We start from the raw sequence: 18,086 nt of genomic DNA, 5'->3' as shown, positions 1-18,086 counted from the left end.
CGCGATCAGTTGTAAATGACCGTGACGTCGAAATCGCCGCTATACTGACCGGGTTGTTGGTTGGCGTTGACCCTCAAGGTGCCGCCCAGATCCAAACGATACACCCGAAAACGTCCAACTCCGGACAGGACAACAAGTCGACCCGTAATTGAATCAACCGTCATGTCAGCACTGCCGTTGGTGATCGTAATTGATCGCGGAATGAAGACTGTGCCTCCGCGATTACCTGCCTGCTCGACTACAAACTGTGCAGGTCCGCGCCCATCAGCGGGCTGAGCCATGCCGGTCGAAGACGCGACATCGCCAAATGCGTTAATTGATCCGTCCAAATTAACCCGAATGGTACTTGCATTCCCTGGGGAGGCAAATCGGCCAAATCGCATATCGGCGATGCGCCGAATTGTTGCAGGATCGGCCACTGTCGCAGACGCGGTGCCCGACTCTTCTGTCGTGCTGCCCGGATCGGCAAAAGCGGGGGTCGCAAGACAAGCAGCCGCAAGGGCTGCCGCACCCAGATATGATGTTGGACGGCGCAAAGGACAAATCCTGAACGAACAAGCGGGCACGCACTCGCGCATCAAAGCGCGAGGCACGCGCCCGCTTTATCGCATCAGTTGTACGATACGGTTACGCTGTAGCTACCGGTGTAGTTACCAGCCGACTCGCCGCCAGCAACCGTCAGAGTGCCGCTGACTACGAAAGAGGCTGCGCCGCTTGCGTCAAGCGTGCCGGTGCCCGGTGCGCTGGTTGTGAAGGCCATCGTGTCGGTGCCGTTAGAAACGTTGCCACCGGTGCTCGAGATCGTGAAGCTACGGCTTGCGTCGCCTGCAACGGTGAAAGCGTCTGCAGATTCGGTCGAATCGCTAAGCAAAGTTACGTCGCCCGACTCGGTACCAGCGCCAGTGTTGTCGACAACGACAGTACCGCCATTGTCACCAGTGGTGAATGTACCGAAGCTAAGAGCGGCACCCGTTACGTGAGTCAGTTCGATCGGAGCGACGACTTCAGCGGTCGCTGCGCCCGAAGCGGTCGAGGTGTCACCCGGTGCAGCTGCGGCCGGAGTTGCGATAACTGCCGCAGATGCAGCAAGAACAAAAAATTTCTTCAAGGTTGGTCCCCTTAGAACGTTGTGGTCTCAACCCGCAGTCAAATTAGCGGGTGAACAGGAAAAAATGGCGAATCAACCGTTCCCGTCCCGCTAGGCAATATCCCTAGGCCCTTTAAAAACTTACTTACGCGCCGTTGAGCCGAAATTAACCATAACTGACCCCAGCACGCATGCGGCGGCCGCGCTCATGACGAGCTTAGTCTTGGGCGGCGTTAGTTATAGGCGACAAGGATAGGCAGGTTCGTTCGGAAGTAATCTGGACGCGTGCTGACGGGTACTCGAAGCGTACCGCCAACGTAAAACTGATCTCTTCCTTGCTCGTTAAGAAGCCCGCCACTGCTCATACTTGGGCTGTTCCTGCTTTGCATGACAAGCTCATCCACTGTCAGCCGAGCGTCAGTTTGTTCACCGCGCACAGTCACACTGGCCGGCATGATGACGCGGTACATTCTGCCCGCCTCGCCGCGCACAGCGAACCTTGCGCGATGCGGCGTGCAAGATGCACTTCCATCGCAAGTCGATCTCACAGCGCTCGAATATTGCGCCTGCGATCCGTCAGGCGCTACGCGCACTGTCCCATCGCGAGCACCACCGACAGCTACCGATCCAAACGATAATTCGGCCATGGGAATGGCTTGGATTGGTTCGACAATTTCCGCCTGCGCATGCCCTGTACCTGCGGCCGATGCAGAGGGCATCTGCGCAGCCGCCAACACAGCCGCCAGACCCGCAAAACGCGTGCTCCAAACCACAATCATTGTCGATCTACCGAGACCACGCGCGCATCAATGGCCAGAGGAATATCAACCTTGGCCCCTCCATACAGGCGGTTGACGCGCAAACGTCCGCCAACATTGAAGCTGCGTGTACATACCCGCGCGCGGCAATTCCTCAACCGAACCTGCATCGTTTCGCCCGACGAAACCCGGCGATGGCCCGGTAAGTCGGTGAACAGACGCGCAATCCCCGCTTCAATTCCGCCAAACCGCTGCCGCCCTGGCGTCGTGATGACAACCTCAATCAAGATATCCAGCGGATTTCGAGAATTGTCGCCGCGATCATATTCAACGCTGAAGCGAGCAGGTTGCGGGGTAATTCCCTCGAGCGAAACAACCGAGTTGTCCGACACAATGCCCGATGATGAGACCCTGCGACTTCCGCTCCCGAAGACCATGAATGTCCCGAATGAAAGTTCGCCTTGCGTGCGGATGCGGACGTCGGAGTCCTGAGCAGACGCCGGAGAATGGAGTGTCAGGCTCGCAGCAACCAAAGCGCTAAGCAACGCCAAGCTCCGAAAAAACCCCGGAATCAGGCTTGCTCCAAAGAGACTACGCATCGTTACGGTAAAGGCAGATCGAACGCTTAGCATTTTCTTGTGCGAAGAGATACGTCACGAGCCTAGCGGCTGACAAGGTGCGCTGAAGATGTGTGCCAGCCTCACACGATGTGCATGACCCAAGTTATGCAAGTTGCGGTGACGCGATTCCGCAGGATGGTGCGCAAAGCAGAGTCTAACTAGAGCTAAGCAATGGCGCACCCGACAGGATTCGAACCTGTGACCTCTGCCTTCGGAGGGCAGCGCTCTATCCAGCTGAGCTACGGGTGCAGATCGCCTGCGCGAGCGCGGCGTTTAGCAAGGGGTTTGAGGCTTCGCCAGAAGTTTATCTGCGCATCAAGGGCAGGCGCATCAATATGACGAGAGGCGACTTAACCAATCTGCAAGGCCAGCGGCTTAATGACACCGTATGTCTGTCGTCCCACCCTATGAAAACAGCCCGATGCGGGCAGAGGATCAGCCCTCTGTCATCGCGCGCAAATGGGCTTCACTTCATGCTGATGCGGCGCAGTTGGCTCGGCTGGCCGATCTCGCTCCAGAGACGGAAAAGACCGAGGTCAGCACTTTTTCGATGCAGTTGGAAGACGCGCAGCCGTGGCAACGACGCCTGGCCATGGAAGCGATCAACGATATTGATGCGATGATGCAGCCAGGACTTTCGGCGTTGCGCACGATTTCCGCGCGCGGGCAGGATGCCACCGCACCGGCTTTGGCTCTGTGGCGTGAGTTTTATGTTGCGCGCCGAGCCGTCATCGAAATGGTTGCACAATCTCCGGTAACCGAAGCTGAGGACGCAGCCTGAGCCGACCGGTCAAATCGTTTCGATTGACTGTGTTCACATTATGTTCCAGCATGCTCGCATGACGGAAGCTGGAATCACTTTACACAATTCGGAAGAAACAGCTTGCGCGGCGGGTGACGTCGCGCGCGGGATCATGCGGCTGTTTGCCCGCAATGACATCTGGTGCCTGCCCGAAGTGCCGCTCAAGAATGGACGTCGCGCTGACTTGATGGGGGTCGATGCCAAAGGGCTGATCGTGATTGTCGAGATCAAGGTCGCGCGTGGTGATCTGCTGAGCGACACGAAATGGCCTGACTATCTCGATTATTGCGACCGGTTTTATTGGGGCGTTCCGCCAGCATTGGACAGGTCACCGCTCGAAACGGACGCCTATGCCCCCGATCAGTGCGGAGTGATTGTCGCCGATGGCTATGACGCGGAAATCCTGCGCCAGGCACCGCTTGCTTCGTTGGCAGCAGCACGGCGCAAGACCCAGATGCAGCGCCTTGCTCGCATGGCAATGCGGCGGCACACCGTGGCACTGGACCCTGATTGCGCGCATATCGGCGCGGCCGAGTAGACGCCAGCCGCGTTCTACCCTGTTCCTGCTGGACTTTTCCCGCCATAAGGCGTGGCAATGTTCAGCCCTGACCTGCCGCTTTGGCTCGCATTTCTGGTGACCGGTGCCGCGATGACCGTGATGGTGGCTGCGCGCTATCTCCTTTCAAGCGGGCTTTTCGCTTGGGCTACGCAGCGAATACGGCCGGGCCTTTATGACGGACAAGGCCAACAGATCCGGAAAGAAATCGGCTGGTCGCTTGTGTCCGCAGGGATTTACGGCGCGCCAGCGGGCCTGATATTTTGGGGGTGGCGTCACCACGATTGGACTCTGCTCTACAGCGACATTGGCGATTATCCGCTTTGGTATGTGCCGATCTCACTCTTCATCTATCTGTTTTTGCACGACACTTGGTTTTATTGGACGCACCGCGCGATGCACGAACCACGCCTGTTCCGCATCGCCCACGCGGTGCATCACAAAAGCAAGCCGCCGACTGCGTGGACAGCCATGAGCTTCCACCCGTTGGAAGCGGTTCTGGGCGCAATGTTTCTGCCGGTGATGGTGTTTGTCGTGCCCATCCATCTTGGCGCAGCAGGCGCGTTTCTCGCCATCGCCACGCTGATGGGCGTCACCAATCACATGGGCTGGGAAATATTCCCAAGGCGCTTTGTTCATTCCCCATTGGGTTTCTGGCTGATAACCGCCAGCCATCACGAACGGCATCACGAGGAGTATCGATGCAATTTCGGTCTGTATTTTCGCTTTTGGGATCACCTTTGCGGGACCGATCGTGGCTTCTCGCCCCGGCTCGCGCCAAGCGCAGCGCCATCACAGCAGCCGTAGTTGGTGTGGCGGCGGGCGCGGCAGCGCCTGCAGCAGCAAATGAGGTTTCGATTACCGTTACCGAGGTCCGCTCAAGCAAGGGCGTGGTCCGCGCCTGCCTTACGGCCGATGCGAAAACATTTCCCAAGTGCAACAAGGATCCGAACGCCAAACGGGTTGTTGTCCCCGCAGGCAAGAGCGTGACCATCCGTTTCAATGGCGTGAAGCCAGGGAAGTATGCGGTCGCCTTGCTCCATGACGAGAACAATAACGGTAAAGCCGACCGCACTTTGGGTATGATCCCCAAAGAGGGATATGGCTTTTCCCGTGACGCCAAGGTGCGCATGGGGCCGCCGAAATACAAAGATGCGGTGTTCACTCATGGCACCACCGCGCAGCGCCTAAGCATCCGGATGCGGTACTGGTAAGGCAGGGCAAAACCGCCCGCCACCCTCCGAAAAGCTGACGTCAATCCTGCGCCATGGCCCGGGACTGCTGGCCGGCTGGCATTGCCGCCCCGCAGCGCGGTGCCATCACGCCTGCTTTGAGGCAGCGCAAGTTTCTGACCAAGCTTAAAGATATGTTTACCACGCAGCGGCAAAACCCGTGGCAAGATTGGTCAAAAAAGGGGCTTAACCGGCCATGGACACGTTGCGGGGTAATTTCGGTTCCAGCGATCCTGTTGATGACAGCGACGACTGGAGCGCCCACGAAGAAGAGGTATCGCGCGATTTGCCGCCCGAGGCCATTGGCCAGGATGAGCGGCGCATGCAGGTGCGCGCCTATAACCATTGGGCCGGCCTGTTGGGTGAACGCACCTTTCCTTCGATTGAGGACCTCGAACCTGCCAACCTGCCCGATTTTGGCCCTAACAGCGTTCTGCTCGACTTCTCGGCAGGAATTGACGATCCAATAGTCGTCTATCTCGGCCAGTTGCTGGGAGAAGAGTGCGGCGCCGAAGGCCAGATCTCGCGCCTTTCAGACGTGCCGCCGCGCTCTCTTCTGAGCCGCATTACGGACCACTACCTGCAAATCCTCGCCAATCAGGCACCAATCGGCTTTGAAGCCGAGTTTGTGAACCAGCGCAGCGCAACGATTGCCTATCGCGGCATTCTGCTGCCCTATTCAAGCGACGATGAAACCATCGATTTCATCTTTGGCGTGATCAATTGGAAAGAAATGGCGGATCAGGCCACAGCTGATGAGCTGCTGCTCGAGATCGATCAGGCGCTCGAAGATCAAGATGATGATGAAGACATCGTTGAAGAAGCCGAAGCCCATAAGCACTCGATTGACCCGGTGACGGACTGGGCAGACTCACCGGTCGCCGATTTGGCCGGAGAGCAAGGCGAAGCCGAGGACAACGTTGAATCGCTCGATGCGTCTCTTGGTCTCGAACCGATGGACGATGGCATGCCGACGCCCGATTTTGGGCAATATGCGCTCGATGATCCTGACGAAGAGGAAGAGGAAGAGGAAGAGGAAGAGGAAGGCGACGATGCGAACTACAGCTTCGCTTCGCTGACTGATTACATCGAAGCGCCTACGAAAAAGGCCATTGACCTTGAAAACGGCGATTTCGACGCTGCGAGTTACGAGGTTGATTACCAAGACGAACCGGTTTCCGAACCGGCTATCCCGACCGAATATGCGGCAATAGAAGAGCCGGAAGTCGAATTCGAAGATGAGCCCGTCGAAGTCGCGGAAGAAGACGATGACGTGGATCTCGACGCCTTGGCTGAAATGCCAGACGATGCAGGCCTCTACGATTTCCTCGCTTCCGCGCGCGAGCTGGCAGAAAGCGCCCGCTCATCGGAAGACCGCAGCCGCCGCGCGCTTTATGCAGCCGTAGGCCGTGCCTACGATTTCTCGCTCGCAGCGCAGGATAATCTGGAAGAATACAACGCGTTGATCGAAGACAACGGCCTCTCGGTGCAGGAACGTGCGCCGATGACGCCGGTCGTGAAGCTCGTGTTTGGCGTCGACTATGACAAGACGCGCCTGACCGAATACGCCGCTGTGCTTTCGCACGCACACCGTGTCGGCATTGAACGCGGAGGCCTGACTGATTTCCTCAATGAGGCTGAAGGCGGTCTCAAAGGTGTGGTCACTGCCGAACGACGACTGCGGAAAGAAGAAAGCGGCAAGGCAGTCGAGCCTGAACAAGCTGTGCGCCGTGCTCTGGCCAATAAGCTGCGCGCACTCGAGGCGCTCACACTCGATGCACTGGAGCAAGACGGACCGGAATTTGCCCTTGTCATGATCCGCCGCAACGAGGATGGCGTGGTCGAGCTGATCGGTGAAATCGACGAAGAGGTGTCGATGATCGAACGCGCCGCGCGCAAGTTGGTCGGCTGATCCACACTATACGGCTGGCGGCTGTGCCGCTAACCCATATGAATTCCTGAAGGGCGCACCGGACCGGGGCGCCCTTCATTTTTGGCTTTGCTTTGGTCGCGATGAAAGGCGAAACGGGTTGCGAAAGATGCTTTGGGCGCTGGGCGGATTGGTTGTTGTTTTGGGCGTGGCCGGCCTCGCGCTGCAATTCGCCATTTCACGCAATGGGCCCGCAGTCCTGAGTGCGGTGGATCGCATCACTGGCGGATCGGGCGATGCGCAGGTGCTGGCGAACATCTCGACAGGTGAAGACTCCGCGCAGAAACTAATCGTGTGGGGCCCCGAAGGCGACAAAGCCACCAATGCGCCGTTGCTTGTTTTCGTCCATGGCGGCAGCTGGCGCAGCGGCGATCCAGACGATTATGGTTTTTTGGCGCGCGCATTTGTACCAAAAGGGTTTATCGTCGTCCTCGCGGGCTATCGGCTTGTGCCCGGCGGTGAGTATCCTGCCATGCTTGAGGACACAGCCCGCGCTATCGGCTGGGCGCGCAATGAGATCGGCCAGTATGGCGGGGATCCCGATCGCATCACCATAGCCGGTCATTCAGCAGGGGCATACAATGTCGTGATGGCCGCTCTGGAACCTCGTTGGCTGGAGGCAGAAGGTGTCTCGCCCGACGAAATTGCGGGCGTTATCGGGATATCCGGACCATACGACTTTCACCCCTTTACCAGCGATTCGACAAAGGCGGCGTTTGGGCAAGCGGCGGAACCTGAATCGACACAGCCCATTATCCATGTTCGCAAGGGCGCGCCGCCCATGTTGCTGATCCATGGTGAGAAAGATGATCTGGTCAAACCGCGCAACACGCGCGAATTGGCCAAGCGATCGAAACAGGCAAACGGGCGCGTCACCACGCAATTCTACCCTGAAATGACCCACAATGACCCGCTGATCTCGCTCGCCGCCCCGTGGCGCAACAGCCGCGATGTTGATGATCAAATTGCGACTTTCGCGCTCTCACAGAAAGCTAGTGCTGAGCCTTCAGTTCCGGTTCAGGGCGAAACGCGCTAAGCATCTGCCATGATGACCCCCCTGCATCGCCTTTCGGCCTACTTCGTCGCGCTGTGCGCCACCTTCGCCATCACGATGCAGCCGGTGCTGGCGCAAAGCATCCTGCGCGATGCCGAGACCGAGCAATTGTTGCTCGACATGACAGCGCCGCTGGTGGAAGCCTCGGAGCTTGAATCCGAAAATGTCGAGCTGGTCCTGATCAACGACGGCTCGATCAACGCATTCGTCGCGGGCGGACAGGTTGTTTATGTCCACGCCGGGCTGATCAACGCGGCTGAAACCGCAAACGAAGTTCAAGGCGTCATCGCGCACGAGCTGGGTCACATCACCGCCGGCCACGTGGTTCGATTCAACGAACGCACCCGCAGCGCGCAGGGCATTTCTATCCTATCGCTGCTGATCGGCATCGGTGCGGCGCTTGCTGGCGCTGGCGAAGCAGGCATGGGGGCAATTATGGCAGGCCAACAGGCCGCCGTGGGCAGTTTCCTCGCTTTCAACCGCAATCAGGAAGCCGCCACCGACCTCGCCGGCGCACGCTATCTTTCCGGCGCAGGCATTTCGGGCCGAGGCATGATCAAATTCTTCGAGCGCCTGCGCAATCTGGAAATCCGCCGCGGGTTTAGCCAGTCTGACGAGGCCGCTTACACACGCACCCACCCGCTTTCAGGCGACCGTATCCAGACTTTGCGCGGACTACTTCAAGAAGATCCGGCCTGGGCCAAGCCCGATGATCCAGAGCTGCAAGAGCGCTTCCTGCGCGTGCGGGCCAAGCTGTTCGGCTATCTCGCCGAACCGCAGCGCACGATGAACATGTATCCGGAAAGCGATCAGAGCGCTCCGGCTCGCTATGCCCGCGCGTGGGCGTATCACAAACAGGCAAAGGTCGACCAAGCGCTTGGCGAAGTGAATTCGCTTCTCGCCGAAGAGCCTAACAATCCTTACTTCCTCGAGGTGAAAGGGCAGGTCTTGCTTGAATCCGGACGCCCTGAGGAAGCAGCCATTCCGCTGCGGCGCGCGACCGAATTGACTCTGAACCAGCCGCTGATCGCCTCAATGTTTGGCCACGCGCTGATTGCGACCGAGGATAAGGCAAACCATGCAGAGGCTGAGCGGGTGCTGCGTGCCGCTGTGGCACGTGACCGGTACAACCACTTCGCATGGTACCAGCTGGGTGTGATTTATGCCGAGCGCGGCGATATTCCCCGCGCCCGCCTTGCCAGCGCCGAACAGCAGGTGATGGCGCGCCAGTATCCGCAGGCGCTGCAAAGCGCCATGGCAGCGGAGGCAGGCCTGCCCCGCGGCACACCCGACTGGATCCGCGCACAGGATATTGCCCTGCAGGCGCGCGCCGAACTGGAAGCTTTGCGCGACCGTCGCTAGAACCGCCACCACGCAACCGGATAATCTGACGAAATGGCTTCAACCCTTCGCAATACGCTCGCCACCGCCCTTACCGCTGTGGTGTTTGGCTTTCTCGGCGCAGCGATCTGGTCCTACAGCGGCCTCGGCAATGATCGGACACGCGAGTATCTGATCAGCAATCCTGACATATTGCCCGAAATGGCCGATGCCTATCAGGCACAGGAAGCGAGCAAGCGTCTCGCCGATATGGGCGACGCGCTCTACACGCCGTTTGAGGGTGCCGTGCTTGGCAATCCCGAAGGAAGCAAGGTTCTGGTCGAGTTCACCGACTACAACTGCCCCTATTGCAAGTCGAGCCTCGCGGATGTGATGCGCCTGGTTGACGAGGATCCTGAGGTGAAAGTCATCGTGCGCGAATGGCCGATCTTCGAAGGGAGCGAGGAACCCGCCCGCATGGCTTTGGCGGCCGCAAGGCAGGGAAAATACCGCGAATTCCATTACGCGCTGTTTGAAGTGGGTGCGCGCGATAGCGCAAGCGTGGAGGCCGCCGCGAAAGAAGCGGGCCTTGATCTCGAGAAAGCACGTGCAGATGCCGCGTCTCAGGAAGTCACCGTCGAAATCGCTCGCAACCAGTCCTTTGCCCAAGGCCTCGGCTTCGATGGTACCCCCGCCTGGGTGACCAAAGACGCTGCAATCAGCGGCGCTGTCGGGTATGAAGCGCTCAAAGAGGCCCTCGATCAAGCGGGCGCAAGCGAAGACAGCTGATGCGCCTGCGCGCTCTCTCAGTTGTGTGCGCAAGCTGGGTTTTCGCTACCACTGCGCAGGCCACACCTGATGAGCGGGAGGTCGATCTCGCGTCCGAACGCGCAGCGATTGAGCAGTATCAGGCGACCGATCAAAGACTCCAGAACACTGGCTGGAAGCTGGTCACAGGCAACGCACCCTTCTGCGCGCGGACTGTGCCATCCATCGGCCTGCAATTGCACGATGCGGCCAGTTATGGCTCCCCTGAAATCATGCGCGCCGCTCTCGGCCTGAAATCAAGTTTTGCCGTGCAAACCGTGGCCGAGGGCTCTCCAGCGGACGAAGCGAAAGCGTTCACACGCAATCGCGAGGTTATACAACTCAACACACTCGATCCGAACCGTTGGCCGACGGTGCCAAGGTTCGATTGGAAGCGCTTGATGCGCACTCATGACTGGATCGATGAGACCCTGAGCGCCAAAGGCGCGATAGCTTTCACTTTTGCCGACGGGACGACCAGCAGCCCGCAGCCGGTGAATGTCTGTCCGACCCGCTTCGAAATCGCGACCGGAGGCAAAATGGCTGTTGCGGATGGCCAAAGGGTGGTGTTCAGCACTGAATTTCCCGGCTTCGCCTATCACGAGCCTCTCTTTGCCGCCGCTGTGGCGCACGAGCTTGCTCACAATCTTCTCGGTCATCGCGCATGGCTGAAAGCAGCCAACCCCAAGTCCCGAAATATACGCGATGTACGGAGGGCAGAGCGGGAAGCTGATCGCTTGATGCCGTGGCTCCTTGCTAACTCCGGATATGACCCGGAAGCGGCGGTGGCGTTTATGGAAACATGGGGACCCAAACATGATGGCGGCCTGTTCCGCAGCCGCACGCATGATGGTTGGGATGAGAGGGTCGAGCATATCACCGCTGAACTGCCACGCATCCGGGCGCTCATGGCCTCGGAGGGCAAGGCCGACTGGGCCACCCATTTCGTGCGCGATGCAAAGCTGAGCGCAGCGCCCAAAGACTGATCGCTTGCGCCCAGCCGTGGCCCGTGCGCGCTGCGATTGCGCAAATTCCTCTGCCTCCGGCGTAAAATTGCGCTAAAGAGAGCGAATATGTCGATGCTCCCGATCCAGCCTGCGCCGTTCTTTGCGAGCAAGAACAGGGCGTTCTGGGTGCTCCAGCTGGGCGGCTGGGGCGGAACATTCCTGCTGCGCGCGGTTGTGGCGGTGGCCAATGGACGGCCCATCGACCTGTTGGCGGTAATTCTCGTCACTACGATCACGGGCTTTTCCATCAGCCTCATCCTCTCGGTGATTTATCGCAAGCTGATCAACCGTCAGGCAATTGTGACATGGGGCTCCACGGCACTGGTGCTTTTCTCTGCCGTTACCATCCAGTCTTCCATCGATGCGTGGATGCAGGGCATTTATCTGGGCCCGAGCCTCGATACGAGCTTCACCCAGCGATTTATCGGCCTGTCGTTTATTCCGATGACATTGCTCGGCGGATGGAGCGCTCTGTATTTTGCCATCAACTACTTCCTCACTGTCGAAGAGCAGGCTGACCGGCTTGAACGGCTGGAGACGCAGGCAACGGCGGCCCAGCTCGCGATGTTGCGTTACCAGCTGAACCCGCACTTCCTGTTCAACACGCTCAACTCAATTAGCACACTGGTGCTGCTCAAAGAGACCGAGCCCGCCAACGCGATGCTGACGCGGCTTTCCCACTTCCTGCGGCACACTCTGGTGCTCAAACCAGGCAGTCAGGTGACGCTGGAACAGGAGGTCGAGACGCTGCAACTCTATCTCGATATCGAACGCATGCGGTTTGAAGAGCGCCTGCGCACCCGTTTCGAGATCGAAGATCGCGCCATGAAGGCCAGCCTTCCATCGATGTTGCTGCAACCGCTGATCGAAAACTCGATCAAATACGGTGTCAGTAAGCAGGAGGAGGGCGCAGAGATTTCGCTCAAGGCCGAGGTGGTCGGCTCCCGCCTGCGCCTCAGAATCGAGGACACTGGTCCGGGACAACAAGCCGTTCAGCAAGTCGATCTGATCGATAGTGCATCCGAAGTGGGTGGCAGCCAAGTCTCTACCGGGGTCGGGCTGGCCAACATTCAGGAGCGTCTGATGCAGGCATATGGCGAAGACCACACATTCTCCACCAAGTCACCGCCAGGCGGCGGCTTTCAGGTGTTCATCGAAATCCCATTTCAACGGGTTCAGGAAGGCGCGACTGAATCCGATACGGCAACCGAGACGTCGGCTTCCCCCAGCCAACCCGTCTCGGACAACGCCGCTTCGCCCGCATATAGCGGCGAGACAGCGCCCCAATTGCCGCTCAACCCCGCGCAAACACTTGGAACTTCATCATGACTATTCGAACCATCATCGTTGATGACGAAAAGCTCGCGATCAAAGGGCTGCAATTGCGGCTTCAACCCTTCGAAGACATCGAAGTGATCGACACCTGCATGAACGGGCGCGAAGCGATCCGTAAGATCAAGACCGAGAAGCCCGACCTCGTCTTTCTCGACATCCAGATGCCCGGGTTTGACGGGTTTTCTGTGGTGAAAGGCGTGATGGAGATCGATCCGCCGCTGTTCGTGTTTGTCACTGCCTATGAGGAGCATGCCATCCGCGCGTTTGAAGCGGACGCGGTTAACTACCTGATGAAGCCGGTGGACGAAGACAAGCTGGCTGACACGATCGAGCGTGTGCGCCAGCGTATGGCCGAAAAGAAATCTGCCGACGATGCCGAGCAATTGCTCGATGTGCTGGCCGAAGTCGCACCGGACCGTGCTGCCGATTTCGGTGGCGAAGGTGGTGAAAGCGCCGACCGCTATGAAAAGCTGATCAATGTGAAAGACCGCGGCCAGATCTTCCGCGTAGAAGTCGATTCCATTGAGCATATCGAGGCGGCAGGCGACTACATGATCATCTCCACCGGCGACAATTCGTTGGTCCTTCGCGAGACAATGAAGGACCTCGAACGCCGGCTGGACCCGAAGAACTTTCAGCGCGTCCACCGCTCGACCATCGTCAACCTCGATCAGGTGCGTCAGGTCAAACCGCACACGAATGGCGAATGCTTCCTCGTGCTGGACAGCGGCGCGGAAGTGAAAGTCTCCCGTTCCTATCGAGACGTCGTCGCTCGGTTTATCTAACGCTCGCTCTCTTGCGATGAAGCCGTGAGAGGGTATTGAGAAACCATGACCTTTTCGCTCTCCGGCTTCGATCTCGATAAGTTTGTTCAGGAAACGCTGGACGAAGACCTTGGCGTTGGCCTTGATGGTGGCGGGCATGACGTCACCTCCGAGAGCGTAATCCCGGCCGATGCGCGCTTTTCAGGCGTGATGGACAGCCGCGATCCGATTGTAGTTGCCGGGCTTCCGCTGGCCGAGGCATTCTTCCGCCATCTCGATCCGCATTGCACGATCCGCACGCTCAAGCATGATGGCGACGCAGTCGATCCGGGCGCAGACCTCATGCACATCGAGGGCAATGCCCGCGCACTTCTCACCGCAGAGCGCAGCGCCTTGAATATCGTTCAGCACCTGTCCGGCATCGCCACGATGGTGCGCGAATATGTGACCGCAATGGACAACCCTGACTGCACCTTGCTCGACACCCGCAAGACCATTCCCGGCCTGCGCATGCTTGAGAAATACGCGGTGCGCATGGGCGGCGGGAACAACCACCGCATGGGCCTGTGGGATGCGGCAATGATCAAGGATAACCACGTCGCTGTCGCCGGAAGCGTGGGCGAAGCAGTGCGCCGCGCGCGCGATGCGGGGGTTTCCAACATTATTTGCGAAGTAGACCGGCTCGACCAGATTGAACCCGCCATTAAAGCGGGCGCGCATCACCTACTGCTCGACAACATGTCGCCCGAAGTGCTGAAAGAGGCCGTCGCATTGGTCGCAGGTCGGACCAAGACCGAGGCATCGGGCGGGATCAACCTCGACACGATCAAGGCCAAGGCTGCGAGCGGGGTCGACTATTGCTCGGTCGGTCGCCTGACACAGAGCGCGCCTGCGGCTGACGTGGGCCTCGACTTCACGCCGCTATGACATTGGCCAACGGGCCGCGCCCCCTCGCGATTCACGCCTTCGCCGGAATCCTGCTCGGGCTTGCCTTGATCAATCTGATCGTCGCGCTGTTCGATCTGCCCGCGCAGGAGGAATTTCTCGCCTCGCTCGGCCTTGGCTTCGAATGGAACCGCGACTGGACCATTGTCGCCAGCTCCGCCTGGTTCACCATCGAATTGATCCCTATCGCACTGGTCTGGATAGCCGGGAGCCGTTTTGCGCGCTGGTTTGTAACTATTATGGCGGTGGCCAAAGTTGTGCTTATTCTGACCAATCTGCCGATGCTCTACGCTGTGCCGGGCATCTTGATCGGTCAGGCGATATCATTGGGGGCTGTCGCGCTGTTATTCACTCGCGATGCCAATGACTGGTTCACCCACAAGGAGCCCGATCCTGCGACTTTTGACTAATCTTGCCGTTTTGCTCGCTCTGGCAACGCCCGCGATCGCATCTGCCCAAGCATATCAGTGCCGTGCACCGAATGTTTCCGCAGTTCCACGCGTTTCGCCTGACAGCCGCCCGCGGCAGCTACCGGTCACGGGCTACACCCTAGCATTGAGCTGGTCGCCCGCCTTTTGCCGCACGCGGCAGGACAGCCGCGCGCACCGGATGCAGTGCTCCGGCGATAACGGGCGCTTTGGCCTGATCGTCCACGGGCTCTGGCCCGAAAGCGCCACCCGCTCCCGCCGCACATGGCCACAGTGGTGCCCGACGCGCAATCGCCTCACCCCCGCCGAATTGCGCCGCAATCTGTGCATGATGCCCTCCGCTCGCCTCGCCGCGCGGCAATGGGCCAAGCACGGCAGCTGCATGGTCAAAAAGCCGGAGACCTACTTCACAGTTACGCGTATCCTGTGGAACTCGCTGCGCATCCCAGACTACACCCGCATCAGCCGCGAAGATGACCTCACCGCAGGCCGTATCCGCGAAGCTTTCGCCACCGCCAATGGCGGAGTCGAACCGGAGCATATCGGGGTAAAGCTCAACCGCAGCGGTTGGCTGCAAGAAATTCGCCTGTGCTACGGCAAGGACTTCATGCCCACCCGCTGCGACAAGAACCGATACGGCGCAGCCAACGCGGCGCGAGCGAAAATCTGGCGAGGACTATGAGCCAGATTTGATCTCGGTCAATGACTCCCGCGGCTCGCAGGCCTAGCCTTGGCGCATGATCAACATTGAACGCATTTCGCCCACGGCACACCGCATCACCTTCATCGAGCAATTCCGGCAGGAAGACGCGCAGGCCATTGTCGACTTCGCCAAAGAGCAAAACGAAGCTGGAGGCGGCGGAAACGTCTTGATTGATGCGACCGCGGTGCAGGGTTTCACCTTTGGTGCGGTGACAATAGAGCTTTCGCATATCCCGTCGCTCACCAAATGGATTTACGGCGCGAACCGCATCGCCATCGTTTCGGACGAGGCATGGATCCGCACCGGCTCGCGACTCGAAAGCGCACTGCTGCCCGGCCTTACCTACCAAGTCTATGACGAAGACGAGGCCGACACGGCGCTCGCCTGGATCATGGAAGAGAGTGATGGCCCGCACAAAGGCGCATTCCATGAGATTGATATTGGTCACCCCAACATTGCAGCCTTCGAACTCTCCGGCAGGCTCGACCGAGCCGAAAGCGAACGCGGCGTGGCAATGGTACGCGCGCGGCTCGAAGACCCCGACTGCGCGCGACTGATGATCGTCATCAAGCATTGGCACGGCTTTGACTTCGACACGGTGTTCTCCAGCGAAGTGCTGCGGGGCAAGCTCGACCTGATCGGCAAGCTAGACCGCTACGCCATTGTCGGCGGCCCTGGCTGGATCGGGGCGATGGCAGGCATCATGGGGTCGCTTATCAACCCCGACATCCGCTCGTTCGATCTGGACGATAAGGGAGACGCAGTCGAGTGGCTCGCAAAGCAGGGCGAGACTATCGCCGCTCCCTGAAGAACCCGCGCAGCAACTCTGCAGCCTCTTCCTCACCCATGCCCGAATACACTTCCGGCGCATGCAGGCATTGCTCTTGCTCGAACACCCTTGCGCCGTGTTCGACCGCGCCGCCTTTGGGGTCGCTGGCTCCGTAGTAGAGGCGTGCGATCCTTGCGTGGCTGATGGCGCCGGCGCACATCGCGCAGGGCTCCAGCGTCACGTAGAGGTCGCAATCGATCAGGCGGTCCTGCCGCAGAGCCTGGGCCGCCATACGCAGCGCACGTACCTCGGCATGGCCAGTCGGATCAGGCGGTGAGCGGGTGGCATTGGCGGCCACGGCCACCACTTCTCCGTCCTTGACCACCACCGCGCCAACAGGCACTTCGCCCGCCTCGGCAGCGGCGTGCGCGGCATTCAACGCAGTGCGCATGGGTTCAGGGATCGGCCATTGGGTCATCGCAGCCCCGCGCTAACCCCAATCAGGCACACGAATCAATTGACGATTCGCAAGGGGGCCGCTATGCGGCGCGCTTTCCGGGACGTCCGATCGCTTTTGCGAGTATTCGGCCCGCGGCAAACGCGGCGCTCCCACCACTGTAGATTGAAGAGATTTATCATGTCGCGCATTTGCGAACTGACCGGCAAGGGCCGTCTGGTAGGCAACAATGTCAGCCACGCCAACAACAAGACCAAGCGCGTCTTCCTGCCGAACCTGCAGAACGTCACGCTGATGAGCGAAAAGCTCGATCGCAGCTTCAAGTTCCGCGTTTCGACTCACGGTCTGCGTTCGGTCGAGCACAATGGCGGTCTGGATAACTGGCTGCTGAAGACCAGCGACGAGAAGCTTTCGACCCGCGCGCAGAAAGTGAAGCGCGAGTTGGTTAAGGCGAACAAAGCCGCTTAATTTCGATCGGGCCTTCAGGCTCGGATCTCAAGCAAGGGCGTGCGGTTACTTCCGCGCGCCTTTTGCTTTGTCTGGAGCAGGAGCGGGATCGAAGATCAGCTTCACCACGAGAGTGCGCTGCATAACCGATTTGTTGTCGTCAGATATGAGCCACACGGCAATGCGGCCATCCTTCGTGGGACGAACCGCGATCCCCTCGTAATTCTCGCGCGGGACAACGCCAGCGAGGTCTAGCGTAACCTTGGGCTTCCACACTTCGCTCGGGCCAACCGTGGGAGCAGGTCCAATGGCGATCTTGCTCTCGAACGGCGGAATGCCGCCCAGCGGATCGAGATTGCGCAGTAGCAAGAGCACGCGGCCATCGGGCAATTGCACCATATCGGTCGCACCGTGGCCGGGCACGGGCGGGAGATAGGCGAAGACGTCAAAGTCAGCGTCCCCGGTCGGATCCTCGGGAAAGATCAGTCCGGTGCGCTTGCCCTCTGGCAGCAGGGCAAAGCGCCCGTCGGAAAGCCGCGTAAACGCCTCTGCACCGCTGTTGTTTGACCAGCGAAGCGTGCGCGCAGCGGAATTCATGTCCCGTGCGCCCAAAGGCGTGTGATCGCGCGCAAACCGGTCAATCGAATGGTTGTTCTCGAAGCCGATCCAGTATTCGCCAGTCTTCGGGTCATGGGTTGCTGCCTCGATGTCGGGCATGGCTGGCGTGCGATCCTCCGCGAGGGTTTGGCGAGCGACCACGCGTTGCGCGCCTTCACCATCCGGCTCGTCAAACACAAACCGCGCGCCACGATCGGAAAACGCCATCAGGCGGTTGTCTGGCAAAGCCACAAGGGCGGAAAAACCACCGAACAGGAGCCCCTCGCCCTCAAGTGCCCAAATGCCCGCGACTTCCCAGCCATCCGCAATGGTATCGCTTTGGCCAGCGATCTGCTCGATAGCGACAGCCTTGGGTGGGTCCCAACTGACGTGTTCGTGGACGATATTGCCCGGCGCGCAGGCGAGCAAAAGGGCGGTCGCCGCAACTACACGGCGTTTGCTTCTCAT

22 protein-coding genes and 1 tRNA gene are annotated in these 18,086 nt (G+C 59.4%); 16 read left to right on the top strand and 7 right to left on the bottom strand.

Going from position 1 to position 18,086, the window contains the following annotated elements:
• Window positions 1–5: 5 nt before the first annotated feature.
• From AC0V6K_RS07185 to AC0V6K_RS07165, 5 genes are all read right to left on the bottom strand, one after another.
• Window positions 6–578 (bottom strand): DUF4402 domain-containing protein, encoded by a 573-nt coding sequence (locus tag AC0V6K_RS07185; protein ID WP_486172690.1) that lies wholly within the window; start codon window positions 576–578, stop codon window positions 6–8.
• Between the two features lie 32 nt (window positions 579–610).
• Window positions 611–1,108 carry a DUF4402 domain-containing protein gene (locus AC0V6K_RS07180; RefSeq protein ID WP_472625957.1) on the bottom strand — a complete coding sequence of 166 codons (498 nt, stop codon included), beginning with the start codon at window positions 1,106–1,108 and terminating at the stop codon, window positions 611–613.
• Window positions 1,109–1,320: 212 nt separating this feature from the next.
• Window positions 1,321–1,866 (bottom strand): DUF4402 domain-containing protein, encoded by a 546-nt coding sequence (locus AC0V6K_RS07175; protein WP_486172591.1) that lies wholly within the window; start codon window positions 1,864–1,866, stop codon window positions 1,321–1,323.
• A complete protein-coding gene (locus AC0V6K_RS07170) occupies window positions 1,863–2,396 on the bottom strand; it encodes a DUF4402 domain-containing protein (protein WP_472625955.1) in 534 nt (177 codons plus the stop codon). The genes AC0V6K_RS07175 and AC0V6K_RS07170 overlap by 4 nt, the downstream gene beginning before the upstream one ends.
• Window positions 2,397–2,637: 241 nt before the next feature.
• Window positions 2,638–2,714, bottom strand: a tRNA-Arg gene (locus AC0V6K_RS07165).
• A gap of 139 nt (window positions 2,715–2,853) precedes the next feature.
• Here AC0V6K_RS07165 and AC0V6K_RS07160 point away from each other — a divergent pair.
• From AC0V6K_RS07160 to AC0V6K_RS07090, 15 genes are all read left to right on the top strand, one after another.
• On the top strand, window positions 2,854–3,246 hold the full coding sequence (locus AC0V6K_RS07160) for a hypothetical protein (protein WP_472625953.1): 393 nt from the start codon (window positions 2,854–2,856) through the stop codon (window positions 3,244–3,246).
• Between the two features lie 58 nt (window positions 3,247–3,304).
• A complete protein-coding gene (locus AC0V6K_RS07155; protein ID WP_472625951.1) occupies window positions 3,305–3,805 on the top strand; it encodes an MmcB family DNA repair protein in 501 nt (166 codons plus the stop codon).
• Between the two features lie 57 nt (window positions 3,806–3,862).
• Window positions 3,863–4,630 carry a sterol desaturase family protein gene (locus AC0V6K_RS07150; protein ID WP_472625949.1) on the top strand — a complete coding sequence of 256 codons (768 nt, stop codon included), beginning with the start codon at window positions 3,863–3,865 and terminating at the stop codon, window positions 4,628–4,630.
• Entirely contained in the window at window positions 4,525–5,037 is a 513-nt protein-coding gene (locus AC0V6K_RS07145) for a DUF2141 domain-containing protein (protein ID WP_486172590.1), read from the top strand. Before AC0V6K_RS07150 ends, AC0V6K_RS07145 begins: the two co-directional genes overlap by 106 nt.
• Before the next feature lie 214 nt (window positions 5,038–5,251).
• Window positions 5,252–6,967, top strand: coding sequence for a PAS domain-containing protein (locus AC0V6K_RS07140; RefSeq protein WP_472625945.1), 1,716 nt, complete (start codon window positions 5,252–5,254; stop codon window positions 6,965–6,967).
• Between the two features lie 127 nt (window positions 6,968–7,094).
• On the top strand, window positions 7,095–8,021 hold the full coding sequence (locus AC0V6K_RS07135) for an alpha/beta hydrolase (protein WP_472626058.1): 927 nt from the start codon (window positions 7,095–7,097) through the stop codon (window positions 8,019–8,021).
• A gap of 9 nt (window positions 8,022–8,030) precedes the next feature.
• Window positions 8,031–9,401, top strand: coding sequence for a M48 family metalloprotease (locus tag AC0V6K_RS07130; protein WP_472625943.1), 1,371 nt, complete (start codon window positions 8,031–8,033; stop codon window positions 9,399–9,401).
• 33 nt (window positions 9,402–9,434) lie between these two features.
• Window positions 9,435–10,148, top strand: coding sequence for a DsbA family protein (locus AC0V6K_RS07125; protein ID WP_472625941.1), 714 nt, complete (start codon window positions 9,435–9,437; stop codon window positions 10,146–10,148).
• Window positions 10,148–11,152 carry a M48 family metalloprotease gene (locus tag AC0V6K_RS07120; protein ID WP_472625939.1) on the top strand — a complete coding sequence of 335 codons (1,005 nt, stop codon included), beginning with the start codon at window positions 10,148–10,150 and terminating at the stop codon, window positions 11,150–11,152. Before AC0V6K_RS07125 ends, AC0V6K_RS07120 begins: the two co-directional genes overlap by 1 nt.
• An 87-nt stretch (window positions 11,153–11,239) precedes the next feature.
• Window positions 11,240–12,502 (top strand): sensor histidine kinase, encoded by a 1,263-nt coding sequence (locus tag AC0V6K_RS07115; protein WP_472625937.1) that lies wholly within the window; start codon window positions 11,240–11,242, stop codon window positions 12,500–12,502.
• Window positions 12,499–13,293, top strand: coding sequence for a LytR/AlgR family response regulator transcription factor (locus tag AC0V6K_RS07110; RefSeq protein ID WP_472625935.1), 795 nt, complete (start codon window positions 12,499–12,501; stop codon window positions 13,291–13,293). Before AC0V6K_RS07115 ends, AC0V6K_RS07110 begins: the two co-directional genes overlap by 4 nt.
• A 45-nt stretch (window positions 13,294–13,338) precedes the next feature.
• A complete protein-coding gene (nadC, locus tag AC0V6K_RS07105) occupies window positions 13,339–14,199 on the top strand; it encodes a carboxylating nicotinate-nucleotide diphosphorylase (RefSeq protein WP_472625933.1) in 861 nt (286 codons plus the stop codon).
• Window positions 14,196–14,627 carry a hypothetical protein gene (locus tag AC0V6K_RS07100; protein ID WP_472625932.1) on the top strand — a complete coding sequence of 144 codons (432 nt, stop codon included), beginning with the start codon at window positions 14,196–14,198 and terminating at the stop codon, window positions 14,625–14,627. The genes nadC and AC0V6K_RS07100 overlap by 4 nt, the downstream gene beginning before the upstream one ends.
• Before the next feature lie 145 nt (window positions 14,628–14,772).
• Window positions 14,773–15,327 (top strand): ribonuclease T2 family protein, encoded by a 555-nt coding sequence (locus AC0V6K_RS07095; protein WP_472625931.1) that lies wholly within the window; start codon window positions 14,773–14,775, stop codon window positions 15,325–15,327.
• Window positions 15,328–15,382: 55 nt separating this feature from the next.
• Entirely contained in the window at window positions 15,383–16,156 is a 774-nt protein-coding gene (locus tag AC0V6K_RS07090; RefSeq protein WP_472625929.1) for a SpoIIAA family protein, read from the top strand.
• Here the strand turns inward: AC0V6K_RS07090 and AC0V6K_RS07085 are convergent.
• On the bottom strand, window positions 16,140–16,595 hold the full coding sequence (locus AC0V6K_RS07085; protein ID WP_472625928.1) for a nucleoside deaminase: 456 nt from the start codon (window positions 16,593–16,595) through the stop codon (window positions 16,140–16,142). The genes AC0V6K_RS07090 and AC0V6K_RS07085 overlap by 17 nt on opposite strands.
• Window positions 16,596–16,754: 159 nt before the next feature.
• Here AC0V6K_RS07085 and rpmB point away from each other — a divergent pair, with 159 nt between their 5' ends.
• Window positions 16,755–17,042, top strand: coding sequence for a 50S ribosomal protein L28 (rpmB, locus tag AC0V6K_RS07080; RefSeq protein ID WP_472625927.1), 288 nt, complete (start codon window positions 16,755–16,757; stop codon window positions 17,040–17,042).
• A 45-nt stretch (window positions 17,043–17,087) separates the two neighbouring features.
• On the opposite strand, the gene AC0V6K_RS07075 is transcribed toward rpmB, so the two are convergent.
• The gene (locus tag AC0V6K_RS07075) at window positions 17,088–18,086 is read right to left on the bottom strand and encodes an esterase-like activity of phytase family protein (RefSeq protein ID WP_472625926.1); all 999 of its coding nucleotides are present in this window, start codon (window positions 18,084–18,086) and stop codon (window positions 17,088–17,090) included.

The sequence above is a fragment of the Erythrobacter sp. S43 genome, from assembly GCF_057364955.1.
The sequence above is the reverse complement of the archived record's forward strand: the minus strand, read 5'-3'. Positions and strand labels throughout refer to the sequence as shown.

Bases quoted from the DNA above. Each gene is read 5' to 3' on its own strand.
- AC0V6K_RS07185 (WP_486172690.1), bottom strand. From the start codon at position 578: ATGCGCGAGTGCGTGCCCGCTTGTTCGTTCAGGATTTGTCCTTTGCGC.
- AC0V6K_RS07140 (WP_472625945.1), top strand. From the start codon at position 5,252: ATGGACACGTTGCGGGGTAATTTCGGTTCCAGCGATCCTGTTGATGAC.
- AC0V6K_RS07175 (WP_486172591.1), bottom strand. From the start codon at position 1,866: ATGATTGTGGTTTGGAGCACGCGTTTTGCGGGTCTGGCGGCTGTGTTG.
- AC0V6K_RS07145 (WP_486172590.1), top strand. From the start codon at position 4,525: ATGCAATTTCGGTCTGTATTTTCGCTTTTGGGATCACCTTTGCGGGAC.
- nadC (WP_472625933.1), top strand. From the start codon at position 13,339: ATGACCTTTTCGCTCTCCGGCTTCGATCTCGATAAGTTTGTTCAGGAA.
- rpmB (WP_472625927.1), top strand. From the start codon at position 16,755: ATGTCGCGCATTTGCGAACTGACCGGCAAGGGCCGTCTGGTAGGCAAC.
- AC0V6K_RS07135 (WP_472626058.1), top strand. From the start codon at position 7,095: ATGCTTTGGGCGCTGGGCGGATTGGTTGTTGTTTTGGGCGTGGCCGGC.
- AC0V6K_RS07085 (WP_472625928.1), bottom strand. From the start codon at position 16,595: ATGACCCAATGGCCGATCCCTGAACCCATGCGCACTGCGTTGAATGCC.
- AC0V6K_RS07110 (WP_472625935.1), top strand. From the start codon at position 12,499: ATGACTATTCGAACCATCATCGTTGATGACGAAAAGCTCGCGATCAAA.
- AC0V6K_RS07150 (WP_472625949.1), top strand. From the start codon at position 3,863: ATGTTCAGCCCTGACCTGCCGCTTTGGCTCGCATTTCTGGTGACCGGT.
- AC0V6K_RS07115 (WP_472625937.1), top strand. From the start codon at position 11,240: ATGTCGATGCTCCCGATCCAGCCTGCGCCGTTCTTTGCGAGCAAGAAC.
- AC0V6K_RS07125 (WP_472625941.1), top strand. From the start codon at position 9,435: ATGGCTTCAACCCTTCGCAATACGCTCGCCACCGCCCTTACCGCTGTG.
- AC0V6K_RS07160 (WP_472625953.1), top strand. From the start codon at position 2,854: ATGTCTGTCGTCCCACCCTATGAAAACAGCCCGATGCGGGCAGAGGAT.
- AC0V6K_RS07090 (WP_472625929.1), top strand. From the start codon at position 15,383: ATGATCAACATTGAACGCATTTCGCCCACGGCACACCGCATCACCTTC.
- AC0V6K_RS07075 (WP_472625926.1), bottom strand. From the start codon at position 18,086: ATGAGAAGCAAACGCCGTGTAGTTGCGGCGACCGCCCTTTTGCTCGCC.
- AC0V6K_RS07100 (WP_472625932.1), top strand. From the start codon at position 14,196: ATGACATTGGCCAACGGGCCGCGCCCCCTCGCGATTCACGCCTTCGCC.
- AC0V6K_RS07120 (WP_472625939.1), top strand. From the start codon at position 10,148: ATGCGCCTGCGCGCTCTCTCAGTTGTGTGCGCAAGCTGGGTTTTCGCT.
- AC0V6K_RS07155 (WP_472625951.1), top strand. From the start codon at position 3,305: ATGACGGAAGCTGGAATCACTTTACACAATTCGGAAGAAACAGCTTGC.
- AC0V6K_RS07130 (WP_472625943.1), top strand. From the start codon at position 8,031: ATGATGACCCCCCTGCATCGCCTTTCGGCCTACTTCGTCGCGCTGTGC.